24 protein-coding genes are annotated in these 24,525 nt (G+C 73.5%); 13 read left to right on the top strand and 11 right to left on the bottom strand.

Translation table 11 applies throughout. The features are described 5' to 3' along the window. Window positions 1–7: 7 nt before the first annotated feature. Window positions 8–1,405, bottom strand: a complete 1,398-nt coding sequence (locus ACIRPU_RS07995; protein ID WP_403863144.1) for a PP2C family protein-serine/threonine phosphatase — start codon at window positions 1,403–1,405, stop codon at window positions 8–10. A 349-nt stretch (window positions 1,406–1,754) separates the two neighbouring features. On the opposite strand from ACIRPU_RS07995, the gene ACIRPU_RS08000 reads away from it, so the two are divergent. Continuing rightward, a complete protein-coding gene (locus ACIRPU_RS08000) occupies window positions 1,755–2,168 on the top strand; it encodes an SsgA family sporulation/cell division regulator (RefSeq protein WP_403863146.1) in 414 nt (137 codons plus the stop codon). Window positions 2,169–2,178: 10 nt separating this feature from the next. Here the strand turns inward: ACIRPU_RS08000 and ACIRPU_RS08005 are convergent, their stop codons facing one another. Both ACIRPU_RS08005 and ACIRPU_RS08010 read right to left on the bottom strand, forming a co-directional pair. Then, the gene (locus tag ACIRPU_RS08005) at window positions 2,179–3,204 is read right to left on the bottom strand and encodes a Gfo/Idh/MocA family protein (protein WP_403863149.1); all 1,026 of its coding nucleotides are present in this window, start codon (window positions 3,202–3,204) and stop codon (window positions 2,179–2,181) included. A 166-nt stretch (window positions 3,205–3,370) separates the two neighbouring features. Further along, complete coding sequence (locus ACIRPU_RS08010; RefSeq protein ID WP_403863152.1) at window positions 3,371–4,465, bottom strand: chemotaxis protein; 1,095 nt, start codon at window positions 4,463–4,465, stop codon at window positions 3,371–3,373. A 51-nt stretch (window positions 4,466–4,516) separates the two neighbouring features. Here ACIRPU_RS08010 and ACIRPU_RS08015 point away from each other — a divergent pair, with 51 nt between their 5' ends. Then, entirely contained in the window at window positions 4,517–4,642 is a 126-nt protein-coding gene (locus tag ACIRPU_RS08015) for a hypothetical protein (protein ID WP_403863155.1), read from the top strand. Window positions 4,643–4,734: 92 nt separating this feature from the next. Further along, window positions 4,735–5,517, top strand: a complete 783-nt coding sequence (locus ACIRPU_RS08020; RefSeq protein WP_403863158.1) for an alpha/beta fold hydrolase — start codon at window positions 4,735–4,737, stop codon at window positions 5,515–5,517. 119 nt (window positions 5,518–5,636) lie between these two features. Here ACIRPU_RS08020 and ACIRPU_RS08025 read toward each other — a convergent pair whose 3' ends face one another. Then, a complete protein-coding gene (locus ACIRPU_RS08025) occupies window positions 5,637–7,127 on the bottom strand; it encodes an FMN-binding glutamate synthase family protein (protein WP_403863161.1) in 1,491 nt (496 codons plus the stop codon). Then, window positions 7,128–8,747: an alpha/beta fold hydrolase gene (locus ACIRPU_RS08030; RefSeq protein ID WP_403863606.1), complete on the bottom strand. Its 1,620-nt coding sequence runs from the start codon at window positions 8,745–8,747 to the stop codon at window positions 7,128–7,130. A gap of 363 nt (window positions 8,748–9,110) precedes the next feature. Here ACIRPU_RS08030 and ACIRPU_RS08035 point away from each other — a divergent pair, with 363 nt between their 5' ends. Beyond that, the gene (locus ACIRPU_RS08035) at window positions 9,111–9,797 is read left to right on the top strand and encodes a chaplin (protein WP_403863164.1); all 687 of its coding nucleotides are present in this window, start codon (window positions 9,111–9,113) and stop codon (window positions 9,795–9,797) included. 235 nt (window positions 9,798–10,032) lie between these two features. Here the strand turns inward: ACIRPU_RS08035 and ACIRPU_RS08040 are convergent, their stop codons facing one another. Continuing rightward, the gene (locus ACIRPU_RS08040) at window positions 10,033–11,232 is read right to left on the bottom strand and encodes an MFS transporter (protein WP_403863167.1); all 1,200 of its coding nucleotides are present in this window, start codon (window positions 11,230–11,232) and stop codon (window positions 10,033–10,035) included. Between the two features lie 121 nt (window positions 11,233–11,353). Between ACIRPU_RS08040 and ACIRPU_RS08045 the strand changes: the two genes are divergently transcribed. From ACIRPU_RS08045 to ACIRPU_RS08055, 3 genes are all read left to right on the top strand, one after another. Then, window positions 11,354–11,752, top strand: coding sequence for a MerR family transcriptional regulator (locus ACIRPU_RS08045; protein ID WP_403863170.1), 399 nt, complete (start codon window positions 11,354–11,356; stop codon window positions 11,750–11,752). Window positions 11,753–11,792: 40 nt separating this feature from the next. Further along, window positions 11,793–12,569 carry a GNAT family N-acetyltransferase gene (locus tag ACIRPU_RS08050; RefSeq protein ID WP_403863173.1) on the top strand — a complete coding sequence of 259 codons (777 nt, stop codon included), beginning with the start codon at window positions 11,793–11,795 and terminating at the stop codon, window positions 12,567–12,569. A gap of 245 nt (window positions 12,570–12,814) precedes the next feature. After that, complete coding sequence (locus ACIRPU_RS08055; RefSeq protein WP_403863176.1) at window positions 12,815–14,257, top strand: hydrolase; 1,443 nt, start codon at window positions 12,815–12,817, stop codon at window positions 14,255–14,257. Between the two features lie 86 nt (window positions 14,258–14,343). On the opposite strand, the gene ACIRPU_RS08060 is transcribed toward ACIRPU_RS08055, so the two are convergent. After that, window positions 14,344–14,784, bottom strand: a complete 441-nt coding sequence (locus tag ACIRPU_RS08060; protein WP_384117874.1) for an SPW repeat protein — start codon at window positions 14,782–14,784, stop codon at window positions 14,344–14,346. Window positions 14,785–15,019: 235 nt separating this feature from the next. Between ACIRPU_RS08060 and ACIRPU_RS08065 the strand changes: the two genes are divergently transcribed. The 5 genes from ACIRPU_RS08065 (at window position 15,020) to ACIRPU_RS08085 (ending at window position 20,535) form a co-directional block, all read left to right on the top strand. Beyond that, a complete protein-coding gene (locus tag ACIRPU_RS08065; protein ID WP_403863180.1) occupies window positions 15,020–16,345 on the top strand; it encodes an NAD(P)/FAD-dependent oxidoreductase in 1,326 nt (441 codons plus the stop codon). Between the two features lie 119 nt (window positions 16,346–16,464). After that, window positions 16,465–17,139: a DUF1365 domain-containing protein gene (locus ACIRPU_RS08070; RefSeq protein WP_403863609.1), complete on the top strand. Its 675-nt coding sequence runs from the start codon at window positions 16,465–16,467 to the stop codon at window positions 17,137–17,139. Further along, window positions 17,136–18,422, top strand: coding sequence for a class I SAM-dependent methyltransferase (locus tag ACIRPU_RS08075; protein ID WP_403863183.1), 1,287 nt, complete (start codon window positions 17,136–17,138; stop codon window positions 18,420–18,422). The genes ACIRPU_RS08070 and ACIRPU_RS08075 overlap by 4 nt, the downstream gene beginning before the upstream one ends. Beyond that, on the top strand, window positions 18,419–19,738 hold the full coding sequence (locus ACIRPU_RS08080; protein ID WP_403863186.1) for a class I SAM-dependent methyltransferase: 1,320 nt from the start codon (window positions 18,419–18,421) through the stop codon (window positions 19,736–19,738). Before ACIRPU_RS08075 ends, ACIRPU_RS08080 begins: the two co-directional genes overlap by 4 nt. After that, window positions 19,735–20,535: a DUF1295 domain-containing protein gene (locus tag ACIRPU_RS08085; protein WP_403863189.1), complete on the top strand. Its 801-nt coding sequence runs from the start codon at window positions 19,735–19,737 to the stop codon at window positions 20,533–20,535. Before ACIRPU_RS08080 ends, ACIRPU_RS08085 begins: the two co-directional genes overlap by 4 nt. Before the next feature lie 23 nt (window positions 20,536–20,558). On the opposite strand, the gene ACIRPU_RS08090 is transcribed toward ACIRPU_RS08085, so the two are convergent. The 3 genes from ACIRPU_RS08090 to ACIRPU_RS08100 all read right to left on the bottom strand — a co-directional run bounded on the left by ACIRPU_RS08090 (window position 20,559) and on the right by ACIRPU_RS08100 (window position 22,640). Continuing rightward, window positions 20,559–21,311, bottom strand: a complete 753-nt coding sequence (locus ACIRPU_RS08090; RefSeq protein WP_403863192.1) for an anti-sigma factor domain-containing protein — start codon at window positions 21,309–21,311, stop codon at window positions 20,559–20,561. Beyond that, window positions 21,308–21,892, bottom strand: a complete 585-nt coding sequence (locus tag ACIRPU_RS08095; RefSeq protein ID WP_403863195.1) for a sigma-70 family RNA polymerase sigma factor — start codon at window positions 21,890–21,892, stop codon at window positions 21,308–21,310. The genes ACIRPU_RS08090 and ACIRPU_RS08095 overlap by 4 nt, the downstream gene beginning before the upstream one ends. Window positions 21,893–22,046: 154 nt before the next feature. Next, the gene (locus ACIRPU_RS08100; protein WP_403863198.1) at window positions 22,047–22,640 is read right to left on the bottom strand and encodes an RNA polymerase sigma factor; all 594 of its coding nucleotides are present in this window, start codon (window positions 22,638–22,640) and stop codon (window positions 22,047–22,049) included. A 139-nt stretch (window positions 22,641–22,779) separates the two neighbouring features. On the opposite strand from ACIRPU_RS08100, the gene ACIRPU_RS08105 reads away from it, so the two are divergent. After that, complete coding sequence (locus ACIRPU_RS08105) at window positions 22,780–23,745, top strand: MerR family transcriptional regulator (RefSeq protein WP_403863201.1); 966 nt, start codon at window positions 22,780–22,782, stop codon at window positions 23,743–23,745. 30 nt (window positions 23,746–23,775) lie between these two features. Here ACIRPU_RS08105 and ACIRPU_RS08110 read toward each other — a convergent pair whose 3' ends face one another. Further along, window positions 23,776–24,471, bottom strand: a complete 696-nt coding sequence (locus tag ACIRPU_RS08110) for a type 1 glutamine amidotransferase domain-containing protein (RefSeq protein WP_355708232.1) — start codon at window positions 24,469–24,471, stop codon at window positions 23,776–23,778. Between the last annotated feature and the right edge of the window lie 54 nt (window positions 24,472–24,525).

Consider the following 24,525-nt stretch of genomic DNA (forward strand, 5'->3'; position numbering starts at 1 on the left):
GGTCCACTCACCGGGTGACCCGGGCGACGAGCACGCAGGCGTCGTCGGCGCGTTCGCTCTCGCCGCACTCCTCCACGACCATCCGCACACACTCCTGTGCGGTGCGCGCCCTGTCCAGACGAGGGGCCAGGCCGAGGAGGCGGTCGGCGGGCGCCAGTCCGTCGGTGTGCAGCAGCAGCAGGTCGCCTTCTTCGAGGGTCTCCTCGGCCTGCCCGTAGGCGGCGTGTGCGGTGGCTCCGAGGAGCACGCCCTGCGGTGCGTCCAGCCGGCGTCCCGTCCCGTCGCGGAACAGCAACGGGACGGGGTGTCCGGCCTGTGCCCACGTCAGGGTGCGGGTGTCCGGCCAGTAGCGGCAGCAGACCGCGCTGCCCAGGGCCGGTTGGACCGTGGCGTCCAGTAACTGGTTGAGCCAGGACACCAGTTGGGCGGGCTGGGTGCCCGCCATGGCCATGCCGCGCAGGGCGCCCAGCAGCATCGCCGTGGTCGACGTTACGGTCGGGCCGTGGCCGGTGAGATCACCGACGCTGAGCAGCGTCTGTCCGTCGGAGAGTTCGAGCGCGTCGTACCAGTCGCCGCCGATCTGCGAGGTCGTCGCGGCGGGCAGGTAGTGGGCGGCGAGGTCGAGGGAGCGGGGGCCCTGGTGCGGCAGGCGCGGGGAGCCACGCCAGGGCGGCAGCACGGCCTCCTGGAGTTCCACCGCGAGCCGGTGTTCGGTCTGGGCCCGGTGCCGCTGCCGCTGGAGCGAGTCACGGCTCTCGTGCACCGCCCGCTGGCTGCGGCGCAGTTCGCTGACGTCCCGCAGCACGGCCCACATCGAGGTGGTGCCGCCCTCTGCGTCGAGCACGGGCTCGCCCATCATGTGCACGGTGCGGTGCTCGCCGTCCGGGCGCACGACGCGGAACTCGCCGTCGATGGGCCGGGCGTCGATCAGACAGTCCGTGACCATGGCCGTCAGCCTGGGCCGGTCCTCGTCGAGAACGAGCGCGGGTAGTTCGTCGAGGGTGAGCGGGGGAGCGGCGGGGTCGCGGCCGAGGATCCCGTAGAGCTCCTCGGACCAGACCGCCTCGTCCGTCAGCAGGTTCCACTCGGCGCTGCCGACCCGGCTGAGCAGCGACTCGCGCCGGGGCGCGGCGGGTGCGGCGGGCGGGCGCTCGGCGGCCGGCACGGGCGGCGGACCGTCCCGCAACTGGGCCAGGTGCGTGTCGAGGTCGTCGAGTTGGTGCAGCGCCAGGTCGTAGAGCGCGCGCTGCCAGCGGCCCTGCGGGTCCGCCGTGTCGCCGCGGGCGTCCTGCCGTACGGCGTCCATGTCGCCCTTGAGCCGCCGTGTCTGCGTGATCAGCGCGTCGACCGAGCCGCGCCCCGGCGGCTGGGCGGCTGAGCGGTCCGCGGAGACATGGGGCGGCATGACGCACTCCGATGCGGGACGGTACGGCGAAGGCTGGCACAAGGGCCGTTACGACTGTTGCACAGCCCGCGACGGTGTGTAAGGGATTTGGCAACACACGATTCGGTGGTGCTTCTGGCATATGCCAGTGTCTTCCGGGTGGGGTGGCGGGAGGTGGTCGGCGGGCTTTGGAAGTGCCTCAAGTCGTAGGTGACGTACGTGACTTGGGGGACTCCTGAGGGGGTTGAGGTGACCATCGTTCGAGTGTTCGGCGGGCTGATGTTCCAGGCACTGGCCGTTGTGACGCAGGTCACATGAATTGGACACCGCTTTCGCGTAATGCAAGTGGCCCCTGCGAGGTCGTACTTGCATGGACATCACTCTGGAACAACCCGTCCGCGCCCGCTTGATCACCGCGGAGGACCAGGAGCTGCCCGTGCCCGCCACGCTCCGCTACGACTCCACCGACCCGTTCGCCGTGCACGTCGATTTCCCGCCGGAGGTCTCCCTCGCGGGCGAGGCGGTCACCTGGACCTTCGGCCGGAGCCTGCTGGAGCAGGGCGTGAACGGTCCGGCCGGGAGCGGGGACGTGCACATCTGGCCCTGCGGGCCGGTCCGTACGGTGGTGGAGTTCCACTCCCCGCTCGGCCTGGCCCTGCTCCAGTTCGAGACGGGCGCCCTGCGCCGGTTCCTGCTGCGCAGTTACGCCGTGGTCGCGGCGGGCCGGGAGGATGTCGGCGCCGCCGTCGACCAGGGACTGGAGGCTCTGCTCGGCAATGTCTGAACCTCGGGGCTCAGTGACCGCCCGCGGTGTACAGGCCGGGGCGCGGGGCGAGTTCGACCGCGACGCGCGTGTCGCTCTCCAGAGCCCGGATCCCGGCCTCGGCGACGACGGAGGCCGCGTAGCCGTCCCAGACGGTCGGGCCGGTGACCAGCCCGCGCCGGGTGGCGTCGACCCAGGCCTGCACCTCGCGGTCGTAGGCGTCCACGAACCGCACGAGGTAGTCCTGGGGCACGTCCGCGCCGGCGGTGCCGCCCGTGGTGACGAGCATTCCCTGGTCGTCGCCGATCCGCGCGCTGCCCGCCTCGCACACGGCCTCGCAGCGCACCTGGTAACCGAAACCGCAGTTGACGAAGACCTCCACGTCGACCAGGGCGCCCCCGTCGGTCTCGAAGAGCACGAACTGCGGGTCGAGCAGGCCCTGCGGGGCGCCGGAGGAGGGTCGCGGGCGCCGTACGGTGACCGCGGTCAGCTCCTGGCCGAGCAGCCAGCGGGCCGCGTCGATCTCGTGCGACACCGAGCTGTCGATCAGCATCGCGCTGGTGAAGCCCGGCGGCGAGGAGACGTTGCGGTGCACGCAGTGCAGCATCAGCGGCCGACCGAGCCGCCCGTCGTCCAGCAGCGCCTTGAGCCTGCGGTACCCGGCGTCGTAGCGCCGCATGAACCCGATCTGCGTCAGCCGCCGCCCCAGCCGGGCCTCCGCCTCCAGCACGCGCAGCGCCCCGGCCGAGTCCGGCACCATCGGCTTCTCGCACAGCACCGGGAGCCCGCGGGCGAAGGCCGCGAGCAACGCCTCCTGGTGCGCGGTGCCGGGCGAGGCGATCAGCACGGCCTCGACGCCGGGCGCGTCGAGCGCGGCCTCGACCTCCGAGTGGACCGTCACGCCCTCGATACCGGCCACGGCCTCCTTCGCGCGCGCGGCGTCGGGATCGGCCACGGCCGCGACCCGGGCTCCGCTCACCACGCGATCGAGGCGGCGTATGTGGTCGGCCCCCATGTGCCCGGCACCCAGTACGGCCACGCCCAGCAGGTCACCCACGCGTACTCACCCTCCCGGTCGACGATCACGCCGTAGCGTACGCCGCCGGTGAAAGGCGTCGAACGGGCCCCGACCAGGGCAACCGGCCCATCAGGGCGACCGGCTGACCGGGGCGACCGGGGCGACCGGCCGACCGGGGCGACCGGCCGAGCCGCCGCGGTGCGGGTCAGTAGCGCAGCACGCCCGCCATCCCGTCCGCGTCGCCGAGTGCGCCGTCCGGTACGAAGCGCACCTCGGCGCCCGTCTCCAGGCACTGCTCGACGATCTCGTCCACGATGTCCTCGCGGGCGTCGAGGTCGCCGCTCACGGCCGGGACGAGATGGTCGCCACCGTCGCGGACCGTGACCCGGTAGTTCTCCTCGACGGCCAGCAGCCGGATCCGGCCCTCCCGCGCGCTCTGCCAGAGCTCGTCGACGCCGGCCGCGAACGTCTTGTGTCCACGGGCCGAGTCGAGCTCCCGGGCGACGGCCGCGGTGTTGCGGCGGCCCTCCGCGTCGTGCAGGGGACGCACCGCCTGCCACACGGCGTCGGGTGTGCCGTGGGAGAGGCCGCCGTGCGCGATGTGCGTCGCGTCCCGGGCGACCCCGCCCAACTCGTCGAGGAGCGACAGCGCCGCCTGCTCGCCGGTGACGTACAGCGGCCTCGGGTCCGCGCGCAGCAGCCTGCCCATCGCGGTGTCGGCGTCGCGCAGGAAGTGGCGGGTGCCCTCGTCGCGGAACGTGCTGGGCGAGTCGCCGATCCGCTCCATGCGCTCGGCGTCGAAGTTCGGCTGACTCCTGACCAGCGGGAAGCCGCCGGCGTGTTCCTCGGTGACCCGGTCGGCGCCGCCGTTCCACAGGGTGACGCGGTCGGCGGAGACGGACAGCACCCAGAACGGCCGATCGGCGGCCTGGGCCGAGACGAGGTTGCGGGTCAGGAAGGTGTCGGAGAGCACGACGCGCTCCGGGACGGCACGGGCCAGGGACCACACCTGGTGCTCGCCCGGGGCGGCGTAGATGACCAGGCCGTCCTCGGTGTGCGCCAGGTCGACCTCGGCCAGGGCCAGGTCGATCTGGTCGGCGACGTCGGCGCGTCGCTCGCGGCTGATCGCCGGGTCGGTGTCCAGCTGTTTCTTCGCCTCGGCCACGACATTGCGCAGCCGGACCCGGTCCTGGGTGTTCTCGGGTTCCCGCCGGTGCGTCGGCGTCAGCACGGACACCGCGGGATAGGGGCGCGGGCGGCGCAGTTCGGAGAGGGTCGCTGGGCTCAGTGCGTGCTCCATATCAGCACGATAGGTCCCCATCGCCTTTCGGGCATTTGGAGCAATAACGTTATGCATTCGGGTGTATGTGTGGTCAAGGTCGCGGCGGCGGCGACGTCGTGGGCGCCGCGCTCGGGCGCGGACGCGGCGGCGGACCGCATGACCTGCCCCCTGATGTGCGATCCCGTGGAGTTCTGAGCGCGATCCCGTGGGCGCCGGACGGTGACGGCGACCCCCTCGGCCGGTTACCGTACGCGTCAGTAACCGGGATCGCACCGCAGGAGGCACCCATGCCGCAGCTCGAAGTCGACGGCGCAGCACTGACGTACGACGACGAGGGCCCGCGCGACGGCGACGGGGTGCCCCTGGTGTTCGTGCACGGCTGGACGGCGAACCGGCACCGCTGGGACCACCAGGTGGCGCACTTCGCCGAGCGGCGCCGGGTGATCCGGTTCGACCTGCGCGGGCACGGCGAGAGCAGCGGCGCGGGCGTGAAGACGGTCGCCGAGCTGGCGACGGACCTCCTGGCCCTCCTCGACCACCTGGAGATCGATCGGTTCGTGCTGGTCGGTCACTCGATGGGCGGGATGATCTCGCAGACCGTCGCCCTCTCCCACCCCGCACGGGTGGAGCGGATGGTGCTGGTGAACTCCATCGGCAAGATGACCTACAGCCGGGGCAGGGGCCTGCTGATGGGCGTCTCCACCCTCGTCCCCTTCAAGCTGTTCGTCGCCGCCAACATCCAGCGGGCCTTCGCCCCCGGCTACCCCCGCGACGAGATCCGCGCGTACGTCAAGTCCTCGGCGGACACCCCGCGCGAGGTGGTCATGACGCTGTACGGCGCCATGCGCGCCTTCGACGTGCTGGACAGGGTCGGCGAGATCCAGGCCCCGACCCTGATGATCCACGGCTACCACGACATCCAGCTTCCGGTGCGGCAGATGCTGCGCATGGCCAAGGCCTACCCGGACGCCACCGTCCGCGTCCTCGACGCGGGCCACGAACTCCCCGTCGAGAAGCCGGCCGAGCTGACGGCGGCGATCGACGCCTTCGTCACCGTCAAGCCCGCATAGCCCGCATAGCCCGCATAGCCCGCATAGCCCACCAAGCCCACATGGACCTCGTGGGCCCTGGTAGCCCTGGTAGCTCTCGTGGGCCTGGTATCGCCCTCGTAGCCGTCGGCGCGGGGGCGCTAGCCGAAGCTGTCCGGGTCCGCGGCCTTCCAGTCCGTCTCCCAGGACTCCGGGGGGCCGGCGAGCAGTTCGCCCGGCGCCAGCCACTCGTACAGCTCCGCGTACGAACGGACCGTGCCCGGCCGCGTCCGCCGGACCAGATGGCCGGGGGTGAGCTCGGCCGGCTCGCGGACGCCCATCGCCGCCATGATCCGGACGGCGTCGCGGACCGTCTCGCGCTGGTAGCGCCGGACCCGCCGGGCCTTGTCGGCCACGTTCAGGGCGTGTGCCCGCAGCGGATCCTGGGTCGCGACGCCGGCCGGGCAGGTCCCCGTATGGCAGCGCAGAGCGCCGACACAGCCGACCGCGCGCATCATCGCCCGCGCCGCGTTGGTGTAGTCGGCGCCCTGCGCGAGCCGGGTGACGATGTCCGAGCCGGTGGTCACCCGACCGCTCGCCCCGATCCGCACCCGGTCCCGGAGCCCGACGCCGACCAGGGCGTTGTGCACGGTGATCAACCCCTGGGTGAGCGGCATGCCGAGGTGCCCGGCGAACCCGGCCGGCCCGGCGCCGGTGCCGCCCTCCGACCCGTCCACCACCACGAAGTCGGGCGTCACCCCTTCCGCCACCATCGCCCGGCACACCGCGAGGAACTCCCGTCGGGAGCCCACGCACAGCTTGAACCCGGTCGGTTTGCCACCCGCCAGCTCGCGCAGCCGGGCCAGGAACAGCACCAGTTCACGCGGCGTCGAGAACACCCGGTGGAAGGGCGGCGACACCACCGTCTCGCCCACCGGGACCTTCCGCTCCCGGGCGATCTCGGCGCTCACCTTCACCCCGGGCAGCACGCCGCCGCTGCCCGGCGCCGCCCCCTGGGACAGCTTCAAGGACACGCACTTGACCTCGGGCAGCGCCGCCTTGTCCGCGAACTCCCGCGCGTCGAAGCCGCCGTCGGCGTCGCGGCAGCCGAAATACCCCGTCCCGATCTCCCAGACCAGGTCGCCGCCGCCGCGCAGATGGTGCTCCGACAGTCCGCCCTCCCCGGTGTCCTGCGCGAAACGCCCCAGCGCCGCACCTCTGTTGAGGGCGAGGACCGCGCGCGACGACAGCGCTCCGAAGCTCATCGCGGACACGTTCAGCAGCGCCATGTCGTAGGGCTGGGAGCAGTGCGGCCCGCCCACCCGCACCACCGGCGGGTCCTCGGCCGGCTCCACCGGCCGCAGCGACGGCACCAGATACTCGTACACGTCCCGGTCGCCACCGAACGGCTCGCGCGCGGCGCCGCTCCCGGGACGCGCGAGTGCCCGCTCCGTCGGATAGCGCAGCCGCCCGACCAGCGGGTGGTTGCGCAGCACGGGGCGCCGGCGCTGGAGCAGGTCCCAGCCGCCCAGACAGGCCGACGCCAGCAGCGGGCCGGCCGCGAGCCACCACCAGGCCGACCGGGCGGACGCGGCGACCGCCGCCCCGGTCGCGAGGAGACAGACGAGCAGCAGCGGCAGGAGCCGGCGCACTCAGTCGTCGCCTTCGTCGGGCCCGCAGGAACTGCCGCTGGGCGGGAGGGAGCCGTACAGCAGGAAGTCGTCGACCTTGCGGTGCACGCACTTGGACGAGCCGTACCCGGTGTGGCCGTCGCCCTTGTTGTCGAGCACCACGGCCGGGGTGCCGAGACGCTTCGCCGTCTCCACGGTCCAGCGGTACGGCGTCGCCGGGTCGCCGCGTGTGCCGACCAGCAGCAGGTCCGGGGTGCTCAGGTTCTTCACCTCGTCGCGGATGAAGTCGGTTCCCCTGGGGCGGCCGTAGCACATCAGGACCTCGGTGAGGCGGTACTGACCGAAGACCGGTGAGGCCTTCTCGTAGGCGGCGCGCAGCCGCTTGAGGTCCGCGGTGATCTGGGCGGCCGTGGGCCGGTCGGGGTCGTCGGCGCAGTTGATCGCCATCAGCGCCGCGGGCAGGTTGTCGAGCGGGACGTCCTCCTCGTCGACGAGCGCCCCGGGGGAGGGCTCGCCGCGGTCCGCGGCGCGCAGCGGGAACGGCAGCGGAAGGGCGAAGCCGCCGGAAGCGAAGCCGAGCACCCCACTGGCGTCGCCGCTCTCGATGAGCTGCGCCAGCGCCCGTTCCAGCAGGGGCCACAGCTCCTTGCTGTACAGCCCCTGTCCGAGGGCGGCGACGAGGTCCTGGCCGGTGAAGTCCGCGCCGAAGTCGGTCGGCAGCGGATCGTCGTCCAGCGAGCGCACGAGCCGGACGACCTCCCCGCGGGCCACGCGCGGATCCTGCCCGAACGGACAGGCGATGTCCTTCGTGCACCAGCCGACGAAGTCGTCCAGCGCCACCTGCTGCCCCCGGGCGCCCGCGAGGCCCTGCTCGGTGAGCGGCTCGGTCAGGGTGTCGACGCCGTCGAGGACCAGCCGGCCCACCTTGTCGGGGAACCGGGCGGCGTAGACCGCGCCGAGCCGGGTGCCGTACGAGAACCCCAGGTAGTTGAGCTTCTTGTCGCCGAGCGCCGCGCGCAGCACGTCCAGGTCCTGAGCCGCGTCGACGGTGCCTATGTGCGGCAGCACCGGTCCGGAGTGCTCGGCGCAGTCGGCGGCGACCTGCTTCAACCGGGTGAGGAGTGCCTGGGGATCGGCGAGGGCCGAGTCCTCGTCCAGGGTGGCCAGGCCGCTGTCCTCACCGTCCCCGCAGCTGACGGGGGAGGAGCGGCCGACCCCCCGGGGGTCGAGGGCGACCACGTCGTAGCTGTCGGTGAGGTCCATGAACTCCTTGCCGCCATAGGCGAGTTCAGGGACCCCGGGGCCTCCGGGGCCGCCGAAGTTGAGCACCACCGAGCCGTGCTTGTCGCCCGTGGCCCGGTAGCGGGCGAGCGCGAGGTCGAGCGTGCCGGCCGTCGGGCGCCGGTAGTCGACGGGGACGGTCAGGTCGGCGCACTGGAGGTCGTCGGGCATGCCGTCGCCCTCGCACGCCGACCAGGTGACCTTCTGGCCGTAGAACCGGGAGAGGTCGGGACCGCCGTCCCCGGCGGCGTTGCGGTTCGCGGTCGCCGTCGGCAGGCCCGCGCCCAGCAGGGTCAGTGCGGCGGTCGCGGCGAGCGCGCAGCGTCGCAGCCCGGGCGGCGTCGGCAGCTTGGCCAGCATCAGTGCCTCCAGGGACGCCCGCAGCGGTCCGGGAACGGCGCCCTCGCTCACGATAGGCGGCCTGCCGACGACCCGCCTCCGGGCGGGCGGAGGCCGCCCCGCGCCGTTCACGGACCGCGCCCCGTGCGCCACCCGCGCCGTTCACGGACCGCGCCCCAAGCGCCCTGCGGGGCCCGCGCGACGGGGCTGACACCAGTTCGACGAGAGGACCGAAGAGGGATCGGAAAGAGGGACCCAATGGGGTGAAAGGGTGTTCAGGCATAACCCGGATGGTGCGGCGGCGTTCTACCGGGTGCGGGCGAGTGCCCGCGATTCATGTCTGGAAGGCAGGGACCCATGAGACGGGTTACCCGAACCGGTGTGATGGCCGTCGCCGCAGTCTCCGGCGCGATGGCTGTGACACTGCCCGCACACGCCGACTCCGCGGCGGACGGCGCCGCGGCCGGCTCGCCCGGACTGATCTCCGGCAACGGCATCCAGCTGCCGGTGCACCTCCCGGTGAACCTGTGCGGGAACACGGTGAACGTGGTGGGCGTGCTGAACCCCGCCGCGGGCAACACCTGCGCCAACAAGGGTGCAGCGGCCGCTCCCGGCAAGCACGGCGCTTCGTCCGGCGGTGGCGCCACGGCGCACGGCGCCACGCAGGACTCCCCGGGCGTCGTCTCCGGCAACGGCGTCCAGCTGCCGGTCCACCTCCCGGTGAACGTCAGCGGCAACAGCGTGAACGTCGTCGGCATCGCGAACCCGGCGTTCGGCAACGAGTCCGTCAACGTTTCCGATGACGAGCCCGAGCCGCCCGCCGAGCCCGCGCCGCAGCCGCCGACGCGGCACGATCCGCCCTCGGAGCGCCAGCAGCCGGGCCCGCGGGCCGTACCGCAGGCGCCGGCCCCGGCCCCTGCTCCGGCCCCCCAGGGCGGGGTGCCCGAGGCCGCGGCGTCGCTCGCCCACACGGGAGCCGACGCCACCCTGCCCGCCCTCGCCGGCAGCGCGGCCCTGCTGCTCGGCGGTGTGGCCCTCCAACGGCGCTTCCGCCCGCACGCGGAGCGCTAGCCGCCGCCTCGCAGCGGCCGGCGTACAGGCCCCCGCGGTGGCACCGGCCAGGTGGCCAGGTGGACAGGGGGCCTGTGGCGGCCCGGCGGCTTCCGCGGCCACGGCCGTCGAAGCCGCCCACCGGGCCGGACCCGCAGGGGCCAGATGGCGAGTTGCTCGGATGAGGCGATGTGCGCGATCCGGCCGACGCCCACTCCCACGCGCGGGCGGCCGCGCACGTCGGACAGGCCCGGGCCTAGGCTCGGCTCCGCGCCATCGGAAACGCGTGCCGCCGGCCCAGCGCGACCGCGGTGAGGGCCAGTGCGATCAGCGGCAGCGCCGTCCACGGCAGGGCCCCCGCGCCCAGCGTCTCCAGGACCACGCCCCCGGTCAGCGAACCGCCCGCGATGCCGGCGTTGTACACCGTGGTCTGGAGCGACGTCGCCACGTCCGAGGCGGCGGGCCCCGAGGCGTTCACCAGTGCCGTCTGGATGAGGGTCGGCGCCCCGCCGAAGGCCACTCCCCACAGGGCGACGGAGGCCAGCAGCACGGCGGGCGCGTCGGCGTACCGGCCGAGGGCGAGCATGACCGCCGCGCAGAGGGCGAGCGCGCCGAGCAGTGTGGCCCGCGGGCGCCGGTCCACCAGCAGGCCCGTCCCCCAGATCCCGGCGACCGTGGACGTCCCGAACACCAGCAGCACCACATCCGGACGTCCGAATCCGGCGTGCTCGGCGAAGGGCGCGACGTACGTGTACAGCACCTGGTGGCCCAGCAGCAGGAACAGGGTGACGGAAAGGATCACCGGGAGCCCCGGCAGGAGGGCGACCCGGGCGAGCGGCACCCGCTCGCCCCGTGCCTCACCAGGGAAGCCCGGGACCCGCCACCGCACCCAGCCCACGAGCAGCACCGCGAGCCCGGACAGTACTCCGAACGCGGCCCGCCAGCCCACCTCCTCGGCCAGCGCCGTCCCGGCGGGCACCCCCAGCGACAGCGCGAGCGTGATGCCGGCGAGCACGACCGCGATCGCCCGGCCGCGTCGCTCGGCCGGCACCATCCGGGCCGCGTACCCGGCGAGCATCGCCCACAGCGTGCCGCCCATGACGCCGGCGACCAGGCGCGCGGCGAAGGTGAGGCCGTACGACGACGACAGCGCGACCACCGCGTTGCTCAGCGCGAAGCCCAGCAGGGCGCCGACGAGGACCGGCCGACGCGGCAGACCGCGCAGCAGCGCGGTCACCGGGATCGCCGCCACGAACGACGCCACCGCGTACCCGGTGACCAGGAAGCCCACCCGGGCCTCGGGGACGCCGAGGGCCGGGGCCATGCGCGGCAGCAGCCCGGCGGGCAGCAACTCGGTCACCACGGCGGTGAAGGCGGCCGTGGACAGGGCGAGCAGGCCCGGCCAGGGCAGGGGTGCGGGCAGGGCGGTGCCCTTGACCATGGAGGTGGTGGACATGCGACCATGGTCGAACATTCACATCAGTGTGAAGGCAAGCGTGAAGGCAGGCGTGGCCCCGGGAGCCGCTCACGGAGCGACGACGAGGAGCCACGACGGGGAGCGACGATCGGAGCGCGGCATGAAGATCGGCGACCTCTCCGGGCGTACCGGCGTCCCGACCCGGCTGCTGCGCTACTACGAGGAGCAGGAGCTGCTGCACCCCGACCGCGGTGAGAACGGCTACCGCTCGTACGGGGAGGCGGCCGTCCGGGACGTCCAGCAGATCCGGGGCCTGCTCGACTCGGGCCTCACCACCGAGATGATCCGCGCGATCCTGCCGTATCTGTCCGGACCCGACGAGATCATCCTGCCCGCCGAGCACCTCACCCCGGAGACCGCCGCCCTGCTCCAGGGGCACATCGACCGTATCCAGGCCCGGATCGACTGTCTGGCCCGCAACCGCGACCGGCTGAGCGCGTATCTGGCGGCGGTCCGGCCGAACGGGGTGGCGGCGTCCGGCTCGATCCCGCACCGGTAATTGCGTTGTCGCGGCCGCGCGGGGGTGCTGGAGTGGGCCTATGGATCACGCCGCGGTACTAGCCCTGTACGACCGGGACATGCGCGAAGGCGCGCGCCCCGAGAGCTCCGACGCGCGCGTCGAACGGGTCGGGGGCGTGGTCCGCCATGTCGGTGGCGAGGGCGGCTGGAGCGGGGTGCTCTGGTCGGACCTGGACTCCGCCGACGCCGACGCGGTGATCGCGGAGCAGGTCGCCTACTTCACGGGGCTCGGCCACGAGTTCGAGTGGAAGCTGCACGGGCACGACCGTCCCGCCGACCTCGGGCAACGTCTGGAGGCGGCCGGTTTCACCGCCGATCCGGAGGAGACCCTGATGATCGGCGAGACCGGCGACCAGCTGGTCGACGCCGAACCGCCGGAGGGCGTCCGCATCGTTCCCGTCACCGACCGGGCGGGCGTCGAGCTCATGGTCGAGGCCAACGAGAAGGCGTTCGGTCACGACGGCGCCTGGCTGCGGGACCTCCTGCTCGGGCGTCTCGCCGCCGACCCGGACGCGATCGTGGCGCTTCTCGCGATGGCCGGGGACGTTCCGGTGAGCTCGGCGCGGATGGAACTCATCCCGGGAGCGCCGTTCGCCGGCCTGTGGGGCGGCGGCACCGTCGAGGGCTGGCGCGGCCGAGGCGTCTACCGCGCGCTGATCGCCCACCGCGCCCGCATCGCCGCCGAGCGCGGCTACCGCTATCTCCAGGTCGACGCCTCCGACCAGAGCCGTCCCATCCTCGAACGCCTGGGATTCGCGCCCCTGAGCACGACGACGCCGTACGTGTACGCGCGGTAGGGCGGCAGGGTCGACGATTGGGCGGCGCGCGCCGTCCGGCAGGGTCCACGACCGGGCGGCGCGCGCCGTCCGGGATGTTGACGTTTTCGCTCACGTTATTGCCTGCGTTTGATGTTCACCGCTCCGTCATGCCATGTACCTTTCAATCGTTCCACGCGGGTAGAACCCTCGAATGCGGTATCTACGCGCGCAGATTTGGCGCCCGCACCCGCCTCGTGTCCCCCCATCTCACGGAGGTTCGCCGGATGCTCGGATCACAGAGATCCCGCCGTAAGGTCACCACCGTCCTGGCCGGTCTGGGGCTGCTCGTCACCGGAGCCGCCCTTCAGGTCAGCACCAGCGCCACACCCGCCCACGCGGCCACCCCCCACCGCATCCTGTTCGACGACGGCCACGCGGAGGAGGCCGGCAACGCCGACTGGATCGTCTCGACCAGCAAGCCCGACCCGCTCTCCCAGGACTCCTCCCCGTCCTCGGAGACGGACTGGACCGGCGCGCTGTCGTCGTGGGGCGTCGCCCTCCAGAAGACCGGCGACTACAGCCTCAAGACCGCCACGAGCGCCCTCACCTACGGCGGCTCGGCCACCACCGACCTGTCGAACTTCGACACGCTCGTCCTGCCGGAGCCCAACACGCTGTTCACCACCGCCGAGAAGACGGCGATCATGAACTTCGTGAAGAACGGCGGCGGCCTGTTCATGGTCTCCGACCACACGGGCGCCGACCGCGACAGCGACGGCGAGGACGCGGTCGAGATCCTCAACGATCTGATGACCAACAACAGCGTCGACTCCACCGACCCGTTCGGCTTCTCCGTCGACACCCTCTCCATCAGCTCCGGCTACCCGGCCGCGATCAGCGACAGCAGCGACCCCGTCCTGCACGGCTCCTTCGGCACCGTCACCAAGAGCCTGATCGCCTCCGGCACCACGGCCACGCTCAAGCCGGCCGACAACTCCTCGGTCAAGGGCCTGCTGTACCGCAGCGGCTACTCCGGGAACACCGGCGCCTTCTTCGCCACCAGCACCTTCGGCAGCGGTCGCGTCGCCTTCTGGGGCGACAGCTCACCGATCGACGACGGTACCGGCCAGTCCGGCAACACCCTCTACGACGGCTGGAACGACACCGGCGCCACCAACGCCGCCCTCGCCCTGAACGCCACCGAGTGGCTCTCCGGCGCGAGCGGCAGCGGGGGCGGCGACGACGGCGGCACCGACTGCACCGACACCCAGGTGCTCGGCAACGCCGGCTTCGAGTCCGGCGCCACGACCTGGAGCGCCACCAGCGGCGTCATCACCAACTCCAGCAGCGAGGCCGCCCGTACGGGCTCCTACTACGCCTGGCTCGGCGGGAACGGCACCGCCGGTACCGAGACCCTCTCCCAGGCGGCGGCCATCCCGTCCGGCTGCTCCGCCACGCTCAGTCTCTATCTGCACATCGACACCGCCGAGACGACCACCAGCACCGCCTACGACACGCTTCAGGTCCAGGTCCTCAACAGTTCGGGCACCGTCCTGGGCACCCTGGCCTCGTACTCCAACCTCAACGCGGCCTCCGGTTACGCCCAGCGCACCTTCAGCCTGAGCGGGTACGCCGGACAGACGGTCACGCTCAAGTTCACCAGCACCGAAGGCTCCAAGCTCCAGACCTCGTTCGTCATCGACGACACCGCGCTCAACATCACCTGACACCGCCGGGCGACGCACGGCACGACGGCCGGGTCGGTCCGCGTGGGCGGATCGACCCGGCCGTCGTCCGGGGTGCGACGGGGTCTCTAGGACTGCGGGGTGCTCCTCGCCACCGTGGCGGTGCACATCAGCCCCAGGATCAGGGCCAGGGCGCCGATGATGATGTTGTTGACCGCGACGCCGGCGTCCGGGCTGTCGCCGACGACCCACGGCGCGATGATCATCCAGATGCCCAGCGCGCACATGGCCCAGCTCAGGCCGTACATCCGCGCGGGGGCCGCGGTGAAGCCGAGCGCCAGCAGGCCGATCGCGATCCCGACGATCAGGTTGTGGGTCATGAGCGCGGGCTGGCTTGCGGTGTAGTGGAGGATCCACGGGGACACGGCGCAGTACAGACCGAGCAGGAACACCGGTCCGTCCACGAGCGCCACATCACGACCACCGAGCATGCGGGCGTACCTCGCCTGCATCTCGGGAACATCGGGGTGCGTCGACATGTCACCTCTGGTGGGCGAGACGTTGGCCATGATTCGTCTCCTTCGACTTGCAGGCCCGACCGCTTCGAGCGGTGTGCGGTAAGTGCCGCGCCTCTTCATTCTGCGCTTATTCGGTCTTTATGTGTAGAGGTCGAACGTACTGTTCGCATATCTGATCATTCGTCCCTCGCGGTAAACAATCCCGTCCTTCCGCCAATCCGCGTCCGCCGCGGTCTCGGATTACCCGCGACGGGCCCGGACCGGGGCCTGGCGGGAGGAGCGGACGATGGTGCGGACGACAGCGGCGGACGGCGGCGAGCCGCGCGGGGGACCCGGAGCCGGGTCCGACGGGCGACGGCGGACGGCGGTCGTGGGCAGCGGGGTGGCCGGGCTGACCGCCGCGCACGTGCTGCGTCGCGGAAACCGCCGGGTCACCCTCTACGAGGCCGACGACCGGCTCGGCGGACACGCCCACACCCACGACCTCACCGCACCCGACGGCCGGACCCACCGCGTCGACTCCGGGTTCATCGTGCACAACCGCCGGACCTACCCCCACCTGCTGCGGCTCTTCGACGATCTCGGCGTCTCCACCCAGGAGTCGGAGATGAGCATGTCCGTACGGTGCGACGGCTGCGGACTCGAGTACGCCGGAGCCCGCGGCCCCGCCGGCCTCCTGGCCCGGCCCCGCAACGCCGTGCGCCTCCCCTATCTGCGCATGCTCGCCGAGGTCCCCGCCTTCCACCGCGCGGCCCGCCGACTGCTCGCCCACGGAGCCGAGGACACCTTCACCCTGGGGGAGTTCCTCGACCGCGAGGGTTTCTCCGCCTATTTCCGCGCGCATTTCATGACGCCGGTCGTCGCGGCGGTCTGGTCCTGCGACGCCGTCACCGCCCAGCGCTACCCGGCCGCCTACCTGTTCCGGTTCCTGGAGCACCACGGGATGCTCGGGATCGGCGGCTCCCCGCTGTGGCGCACGGTGACCGGAGGCTCGCGCGCGTACGTCGATCGGGTCGCCGAGCAGCTGGACGCCGTCCGCGCCGGCACCCCCGTACGGGCCGTGCGGCGCACCCCGGACGGCGCCGTGATCACCACCGAGGACGGGGCGACCGAGGCCTACGACGCGGTGGTGATCGCGGTCCACCCCGACCAGGGCCTGCGGATGCTCGCCGACGCCACCCCGCGGGAGAAGGAGGTGCTCGGCGCGTTCCGTTACGCGCGCAACGTCACCCTCCTGCACACCGACACCGCGGTCCTCCCACGCGCCCGTCGGGCCCGGGCCTCCTGGAACTACCTGATGCCGTCCTGCGACGCCGGCGCCGACCACGTCCGGGTCAGCTACGACATGAACCGGCTCCAGCGGCTCGACGCGGCCGAGCCGTACGTGGTCACCCTCGGCGGCGAGGACCGCGTCGATCCCGGCCGGATCCTCGCCCGCATGGCCTACGAACACCCCGTCTACACCCCGGAATCGGTCGCCGCCCAGCGGGAACTCTCCGGTCTGAACACCACCGTCACCGCGTTCGCGGGCGCCTACCACGGCTGGGGGTTCCACGAGGACGGCTGCCGCTCCGGCGTGGCGGCGGCCGCCGCGCTGGGGGTGCGGTGGTGACGCCCAGGACCGCGCGGACGGAGCGGACCGAGGGGGCCGAGCGGACCGAGGGGACGGAGCGGGTCGGCGTGGCGCCCGCCCTGTACCCCTGCACGATCACCCACGTGCGCACCGCACCCATGCGGTACGTGCTGCGCCACCGCACCCACCTGTGGCTGATCGACGTCGACCGTCCGCCCGAACTCCCGCGTCCACTGCGGGCGTTGGCGCGCTTCGACGCGCGCGACCACTTCACCGGCGACGAGCCCGGCATCCGGGCCGGCCTGGACGCCTTCCTGGCGACGCGCGGCGTCGACCTGGCGGGCGGCCCGGTGCTCATGCTCACCCAGGCCCGCATGTTCGGACACGTCTTCAACCCGCTCACCCTCTACTGGTGCCACGGCCCCGGCGGCGAGCCGCGCTGCGTGGTCGCCGAGGTGCACAACACCTACGGCGAACGCCACTGCTACCTGCTCGACACGGACGCCGACGGCAGGGCACACACCGACAAGGAGTTCTACGTCTCGCCGTTCTTCCCCGTCGACGGCCACTACCGCATGCGGCTGCCCAGGCCGGAAGAGCGGCTCGACCTCACCGTGCACCTCGACCGCGCGGGCGGCCGCCCCTTCACCGCAACCGTGCGGGGCACGCGACGGGAAGCGACGAACGGGCGGCTGCTGCGCCTGGCGCTGCGCCGCCCCTGGTCCACCGTCGCCGTCTCCGCCGCCATCCGACTGCACGGCATCCGCCTCTATCTGCGCGGCCTGCCCGTCCGACCCCGTCCCGACCACCGCACCGGAGAGAACAACCCATGACGTACGTAGAGCCCCGCCCCGCCACCGTGCGGCGGGGTGACTGCCACGCCGTCCCGCACGCGGACGCCGCACACTGGCCCGGCGTGGCCGTGCCGCCGGCCGCCGCCCCCGTCCGGACCGCCGTGACCGGCGCCGTCGTCCGCCGGGCGCTGGACCGGCTGCCGCTGCGGGCACGCTACGCGGACGGCACCCTCGTGGGCCGGGGCGGGCCGCTGTTGGAGATCCGGGACCCGCGCGCCTTCCACGCCCGGATCGGCGCCCAGGGCCTGATCGGCTTCGGCGAGTCCTACATGGCCGGCGAGTGGGACGCGCCCGACCTGGTCGCCCCGCTCACCGTCCTCGCCGCCCACGCCGCCGACCTGATCCCGGCCCCGCTCCAGCGCCTGCGCGGCCGGTGGGCGCAGCGGCAGCCGCACCACCGGCGCAACACCCCGGACAACGCCCGCGCCAACATCAGCCGCCACTACGACCTGTCCAACGACCTCTTCACCCTGTTCCTGGACGAGACACTCACCTACTCCTCGGCGCTCTTCCGCGGCTTCCCCGCCCACTGGGACCTGCTCGCCGCCGCCCAGCACCGCAAGATCGACCGGCTGCTCGACCTCGCCCGCGTCCGGCGCGGCACGCGGCTGCTGGAGATCGGCACCGGCTGGGGCGAACTGGCGCTCCGGGCCGCGGCGCGCGGCGCCCACGTCACCTCGCTCACCCTCTCCGGCGAACAGCGCGACCTCGCCCTCGCCCGGGTCCGGGACGCCGGTCTCGCCGACGGGGTCGCGGTCGAGCTGTGCGACTACCGCGAGGCACGCGGCAGCTACGACGCCGTCGTGAGCGTCGAGATGATCGAAGCCGTCGGCGAGGAGTTCTGGCCGGTCTACTTCCGCACCCTCGACGACCGCCTCGCCCCCGGCGGCCGGGCCGCCCTCCAGGCCATCACGATGCCGCACGAGCGGATGCTGGCCAGCCGGGACACCCACACCTGGATCCAGAAGTACATCTTCCCCGGCGGCCTGCTGCCCTCCGTCGAGGCCGTCGAGCGCACGGTCCGCGACCACACCCGGCTGACCGTCGCCCGCCGCGACGGCTTCGGCGCGCACTACGCCGAGACGCTGCGGCTGTGGCGCGAGCGGTTCACCGAGCGCGCCGACGAGGTCGCCGCCCTCGGCTTCGACGCCACCTTCCGCCGGATGTGGACCCTCTACCTCGCCTACTCCGAGGCCGGCTTCCGCTCCGGCTACCTCGACGTCCAGCAGTACCTGTTCGCCAAGGAGGACCCGACCCGATGACCGACGTGCGCACCACCCGCACCGCGCGGCCCGGCGCCGCCCAACGGCTCAGCGCTCTCGTCGAGGACGCGCTCGGCGCTGCCCTGCCCGTCCGGCTGCGTGCCTGGGACGGCAGCGAGGCGGGCCCGGCCGACGGCCCCGTCGTGGTCGTACGCTCCCGCCGCGCCCTGCGCCGTCTGCTCTGGGAACCCGGCGAACTCGGCCTCGCCCAGGCCTACGTGACCGGTGAACTCGACATCGAGGGCGATCTCGCGCACGCGCTGCGCACCCTCTGGGCGGCCGCCCGGGAACGGGGCCCGCACGCCCCGCGGGCCGCCCTCGCCGACCGCACCCGCGCCGCGGCCGAGGCGCTGCGGCTCGGCGCCGTCGGACCGCGTCCGGCCCCGCCCGCCGCCCAGGCCCGGCTGCGCGGCGGTCTGCACAGCCGGGCCCGCGACCGGGCCGCGATCAGCCACCACTACGACCTGTCCAACGACTTCTACCGCCTCCTCCTCGGCGAGCCGATGGCCTACTCCTGCGGCTACTGGGCGGACGAGGAGCCCGACCGCACCCCCGCCGAGGCCCAGTACGCCAAGCTGGAGCTGGTCTGCCGCAAGCTCGCCGTCGTCCCCGGCGCGCGGCTGCTCGACATCGGGTGCGGCTGGGGCTCGCTCACCCTGTACGCCGCCGAGCAGCACAAGGCCCAGGTCACCGCCGTCACCCTGGCGCACGAACAGGCCGCGTACGTACGGCGCGAGGTGCGCGAACGGGGCCTGGAGCACCGGGTCGAGGTGGTGTGCCAGGACTACCGGGACATCGACGGCGGGGCCTACGACGCCGTCGCCACCATCGAGATGGGCGAACACGTCGGGGACGCCGAGTACCCCGCCTTCGCCGCCGCGCTGCGCCGGCTGGTCCGCCCGCGCGGCCGGGTGCTCGTCCAGCAGATGTCACGGGGGCGGAACGCGCCCGGCGGCGGTCCGTTCATCGAGGCGTACATCGCTCCCGACATGCACATGCGGCCGCTCGGCGAGACCGTCACGCTCCTGGAGGGCGCCGGTCTCGAGGTGCGGTCCGCCGAGTCGCTGCGCGAGCACTACGTGCGCACCGTCGCCGCCTGGCACCGCACGCTGGAGGACCGCTGGGCCGACGTGGTGCGGCTCGTCGGCGAGGAGACGGCCCGGGTGTGGCGGCTCTATCTGGTCGGCGGGGCGCTCGCCTTCGAGGAGGGGCGCATGGGCGTCGACCAGATCCTCTGCGTGCGGCCGACCTCGCTGGGGGACAGCGGGATGCCCGGCAGCCCGGCGCGCTGGTACCGAGGGCTGGAGCAGTCATGAGCGGGTATCCCTGGGGCGCGTTCGCGCTCAACCTCGCGTGGGCCGCCGCGGCCGTCCTCGCCGTGCTGCTCGCCACCTTCGCCCTGGCCGCACGCAAGGGCGTACACCGTCTCGTGGACGTCGCCTGGGGAGTCGCCTTCACCGCCGTCGCCCTCGTGACCTGCGTGCTCTCCGCCGGGCACGGCGACACCGGGCGTCGTGTCCTGGTGACCGTCCTGACGGCCGCGTGGGGACTGCGGCTGGCCGCGCACATCGCGCGCAGGGGCCGCGGCCATGGAGAGGACCCCCGCTACGAGGCGATGCTGGCGAAGGCTCCCGGCAGCCGGAACCTGTACGCGCTGCGCATGGTGTACCTGCTTCAGGGCGCCCTGGTGTGGCTGGTGTCGCTGCCGGTCCAGTCCGCGCAGTACGTGTCGGCGCCGATGACCGCGTTCGCCTGGGCCGGTGCCGCGCTGTGGGCGGTGGGGATGTTCTTCGAGGCGGTGGGCGACGCCCAGCTGGCCCGCTTCAAGGCGGATCCGGCCAACCGGGGCCGGGTCATGGACCGCGGCCTGTGGCGCTTCACCCGGCACCCGAACTACTTCGGTGACTTCTGCGTCTGGTGGGGTCTCTTCCTCGTCGCGTGCGACGGTGCCGCCTCGGCCCTGGTCGGCTTCGTCTCCCCGGTCGTGATGAGCTTCCTGCTGATCAGGGGCAGCGGAAAGCCGCTCCTGGAACGGCACATGGCCGATCGGCCCGGCTACGCCGAGTACGTCTCGCGGACGAGCGGCTTCTTCCCGTGGCCGCCCGGGCGCTGACCCGGCCCGGGCGGCCGTCCGGATCAGGTGGGGAACGGCAGCAGTGCGACGGGCGGCGAGGTGGGCTGCGCCGAGCCGCCCGCCGGCTCGACCGTGATGCCCATCGCGGACGCGTCGTCCACCGCCCCCCGCAGGACCACCGCCTGACTCGTGCGCCGCGGGTCCATCAGCCCCGCGTCGCGCATGACGCCGTGCTCGTCGAACCACAGCTGGTAGACCTTGCCGCCGGGCGGCTCCGCCATCCCGGCGGCGAGGAACACGGCGCGGTCGCGGCTCGCGGACACCACCACCGTGCCCTCGGCCCCGTCCGCCAGCCGGATCGTGCGCGAGCGGGCGTCGGGCGCCGCGAGCACCGCGGACAGCTCCGCGGACGCGCGCTCGGAGCGGCCGGCCTCGGCCCGGGCGTCCTCGGCGCGCTGGTACTGCCACACCGTCGTGCCGCCCAGCGCCGCCGTCGCCGCCAGACAGGCGGCCAGCACCCAGCGGGACGCCCACCATGCCCTTCGTGACCTGCGTTCCGAGCGGTCCCAGGGCGCCCGGGCCGGGGTGGCCTGCCGCACCTCGGCGATCCGCCGCAGCACCTGGTCCCGGCCGCCGGGCGTGGGGCGCAGCGACACCGCCAGCCCCAGCCGGGCGGCCGTCGCGGTGAACTCCCCGACCTCACGGGCGCAGGCCTCGCAGTCCGCGAGATGGCGTTCGAAGGCGGCGCGTTCGTCGTCCTCCAGGGCGTGCAGGGCGTACGCGCCCGACAGCGTGTGCAGATCCGACGTGATCACGCGCTCACCCCCAGGCAGTCGCGCAACCGGATCAGCCCGTCGCGGAGCCGGGTCTTGACCGTGCCGAGGGGCACCGTCAGCGCTTCGGCGACCTGGCGGTAGGTCAGCCCCCGGTAGTAGGCGAGCTCCACCGCCTGCCGCTGGAGCTCGGTCAGCGTGCGCAGGCAGCGCCGTACCTGCTCCCGTTCGAGCCGGGCCTCCACCTGTTCGATGACCTCGTCGTACTCGGGCGCGTGGTCGAGCAGGGCGGCCCGGTGCTCGCGCGCCGCCGCGGCCTGCACCGAACGGACCCGGTCGACGGCCCGCTGGTGCGCCATGGTCAGCACCCAGTTGACGGCCGAGCCGCGCTCGGGCCGGTACCGGGGAGCCGAGCGCCACACCTCCACCAGCACCTCCTGGGCCACCTCCTCCGACTGCGCCCGGTCGCGCAGCACCGCGCGCACCACCCCCAGCACCGGCCCCGCGACGATGTCGTAGAGACCGGCGAAGGCCTCCTGGTCACCCAGGGCCACCGCGCCCAGCAGTTCCTGGGGATCCGGCTGGGAGGCCGGGTTCCGGCCGGTGTGGACGGCTTCTTTCACGGGGGATCCTTCGGGAGTGCGACATGTCCGGGCGTAATCCGGCGCACGAGGGGCGGGGGATTGGTCCGCGCCCGCGTTTTCTCGGCCGACTCGAACGCAGCGTTTGTGCGTCGAAATCCGGTTCGCCCGGGGAACGCGCGTGCGGAGGGGTGTCTCAGCCGTGCGGACCCGGCTCCAGGCGGCCGCGCAACCGCAGCAGACCGCGCCGGGCGTGGCTCTTGACCGTGCCCAGCGGCCAGCCCGTACGCTCGGCGATCTGCGTCTGCGTCAGGTCCTCGTAGAAGGTCAGCCGCAGCACCTGCCGCTGGGGCGCCGGGAGCCGGGCGAGCTCGCCGCGCACCAGGACGCGGTCGAGGGCCTCCTCGGGGCGACCGCGGCCGGGGTCGCGCAGGGTCAGCCAGGAGCCGGCCGAGGCGACGAGTTCCTGGCGGCGGGTCCGGGCGGCCAGCGCGTCGGCGATCTTGCGACGGGTGATGCCCACGATCCAGCCGCCGAGCGCGCCCCGCTCGGGCCGGTAGCCGGCGCGACCGCTCCACACCCCGAGGAACACCTGCTGCGTGACGTCCTCGGCCTCCCTGGCGTCGCCCAGGGAACGCCGGGCGAGCGAGTGCACCAGGGTGCGCCAGCGGTGGTACACGGCGGCCAGGGACTCCTCGTCCCCCGACGCCAGGCCCCGGGCGAGTTCCTCCTCGGCGAGCGACTCCTGCGTGGGGACGGGACAGGGTACGGCGGTCGGCTGCGGGCTCATGACGACGGCTCCTCGCGTCGGGCGGCCTGCGCTCAGGCCGTTCCGGTACGTCCTCCGGGGCGTGCCCCGGTGACCTCATCCTGCGAGCCGCGCACCAGGCGCCTCAACATGCGTCGATTCTGCGTCGTATCGTCGCCCTATGAGCACATTCCCGAGCCCCGAGGACGCCGGCCTGACGACCGGGGCGCTGGCCCGCCGACTGGGCGTGGCGCCCACCACCCTGCGTTCCTGGGACCGCAGGTACGGCATCGGGCCCGCCGTCCGCGCCGACGGGCGGCACCGGCGCTGGCGGCCGGGCGACGTGGCCGTACTGGAGACGATGTGCCGGCTCACCTCGTCCGGTGTGCCGCCCGCGGACGCGGCCCGGGCGGCGAAGGACGGCGTGCTCCCGCCGTCCGCCGAGGCGGTGGCCGCGGTCGGCGGACGACGGGCCGCGGCCGGCGCCCTCCCGTTCGGCGGCGACGTCCGCCAGGAGTGCCGGGGGCTGGCCCGCGCCGCCGTGCGGCTGGACGCGCCGGCCGTCGCGGAGCAGCTCACCACGGCCGTCGAACGGCATGGACTCGCCGTCGCCTGGCAGGAGGTGATGGTCCCGACGCTGCACGCGGTGGGACGCAAGTGGGCCTCGTCCGGCGACCGGTACGTCGAGGTGGAGCACCTGCTGTCCTGGCACGTCTCCACCGCCCTGCGCCACGCCACCCGCGCCGTCGTGTCGGGGGACGCGGCGGGCGGCCCGGGGCCGGTGGTGCTGGCCTGCGTGCCGGGCGAGCAGCACAGCCTGCCGCTGGAGGCGCTGAACGCGGGGCTCGGTCGACTCGACGTCCCCACCCGGATGTTCGGAGCGGCCGTGCCCGTCGAGGCGCTGACCGCGGCCGTGCGGCGGCTGGGCCCGGTCGCCGTGGTCCTGTGGGCCCAGGCCCGCTCCACCGCGAGCCTGCCCCTCGCCCGGCACGTCGCCGAGACCCGCTGGGGCGTCACCGGCGCCCGGCGGGCCCCGACCGTGATGCTCGCGGGTCCCGGCTGGGCCGGCCGACCCACCCCGGGCCTGCCCCGCCCGACCGGCCTGAGCGACGCCCTGACGATCCTGGCCGGGGCCTACGCCGGCTGACGAGCCATGTCCCCCCCCGTGGCGAGCGAGTCAGCCCAGGTGCTTCAGCAGCTCGGCGGCGAGCGGGGCCGAGGAGGCGGGGTTCTGGCCGGTGACCAGGTTGCGGTCCACCACCACGTGCGGCGCCCACGGCTCGCCGACCTGAACCTCGACGCCCGCCTCGGTCAGCCGGTCCTGGAGCAGCCACCTGGCCTTGTCGCCCAGACCGGCCTGGAACTCCTCCGCGTTGGTGAACGCGGCGACCCGGTAGCCGGCGAAGGCGTTGGAGCCGTCCTCGGTCACCGCGGCGAGCAGCGCGGCGGGCCCGTGGCAGACGACACCGAGGGGCCTGCCCGAGCGGAGGGCGTCGACCAGGATCCGGCCGGAGACCTCGTCGACCGCCAGGTCCTCCATCGGGCCGTGCCCGCCCGGGTAGAAGACGGCCGCGTACTCGTCGAGGTCCACGTCTTCCAGCCGGACCGGCCGACTCAGCTCCGTCATCGCTTCGAGCGCGGCGGCGATCCGGTCGGCGGCCTCCTGACCGCCGTTGGCCTGCGCGGCCAGGCTGCCCCGGTCCACGGTGGGGACGACACCGCCCGGCGTGGCGACGACGATCTCGTGGCCGGCCGCCCGGAACGCCTCGTGCGGCGCGACGGCCTCCTCCGCCCAGAAGCCGGTGGGGTGCAGGGTGCCGTCGGCGAGCGTCCAGTGGTCGGCGCCGGTCAGCACGAAGAGGATCTTGGCCATGGTGAACTCCGGAGGTGTCGGTGCCGGGGTTCGCTTCGCGGACCGCCGGCGGGT

The organism is Streptomyces sp. NPDC102259 (assembly GCF_044766465.1).
In the GTDB taxonomy this organism is placed as follows: Bacteria; Actinomycetota; Actinomycetes; order Streptomycetales; family Streptomycetaceae; genus Streptomyces.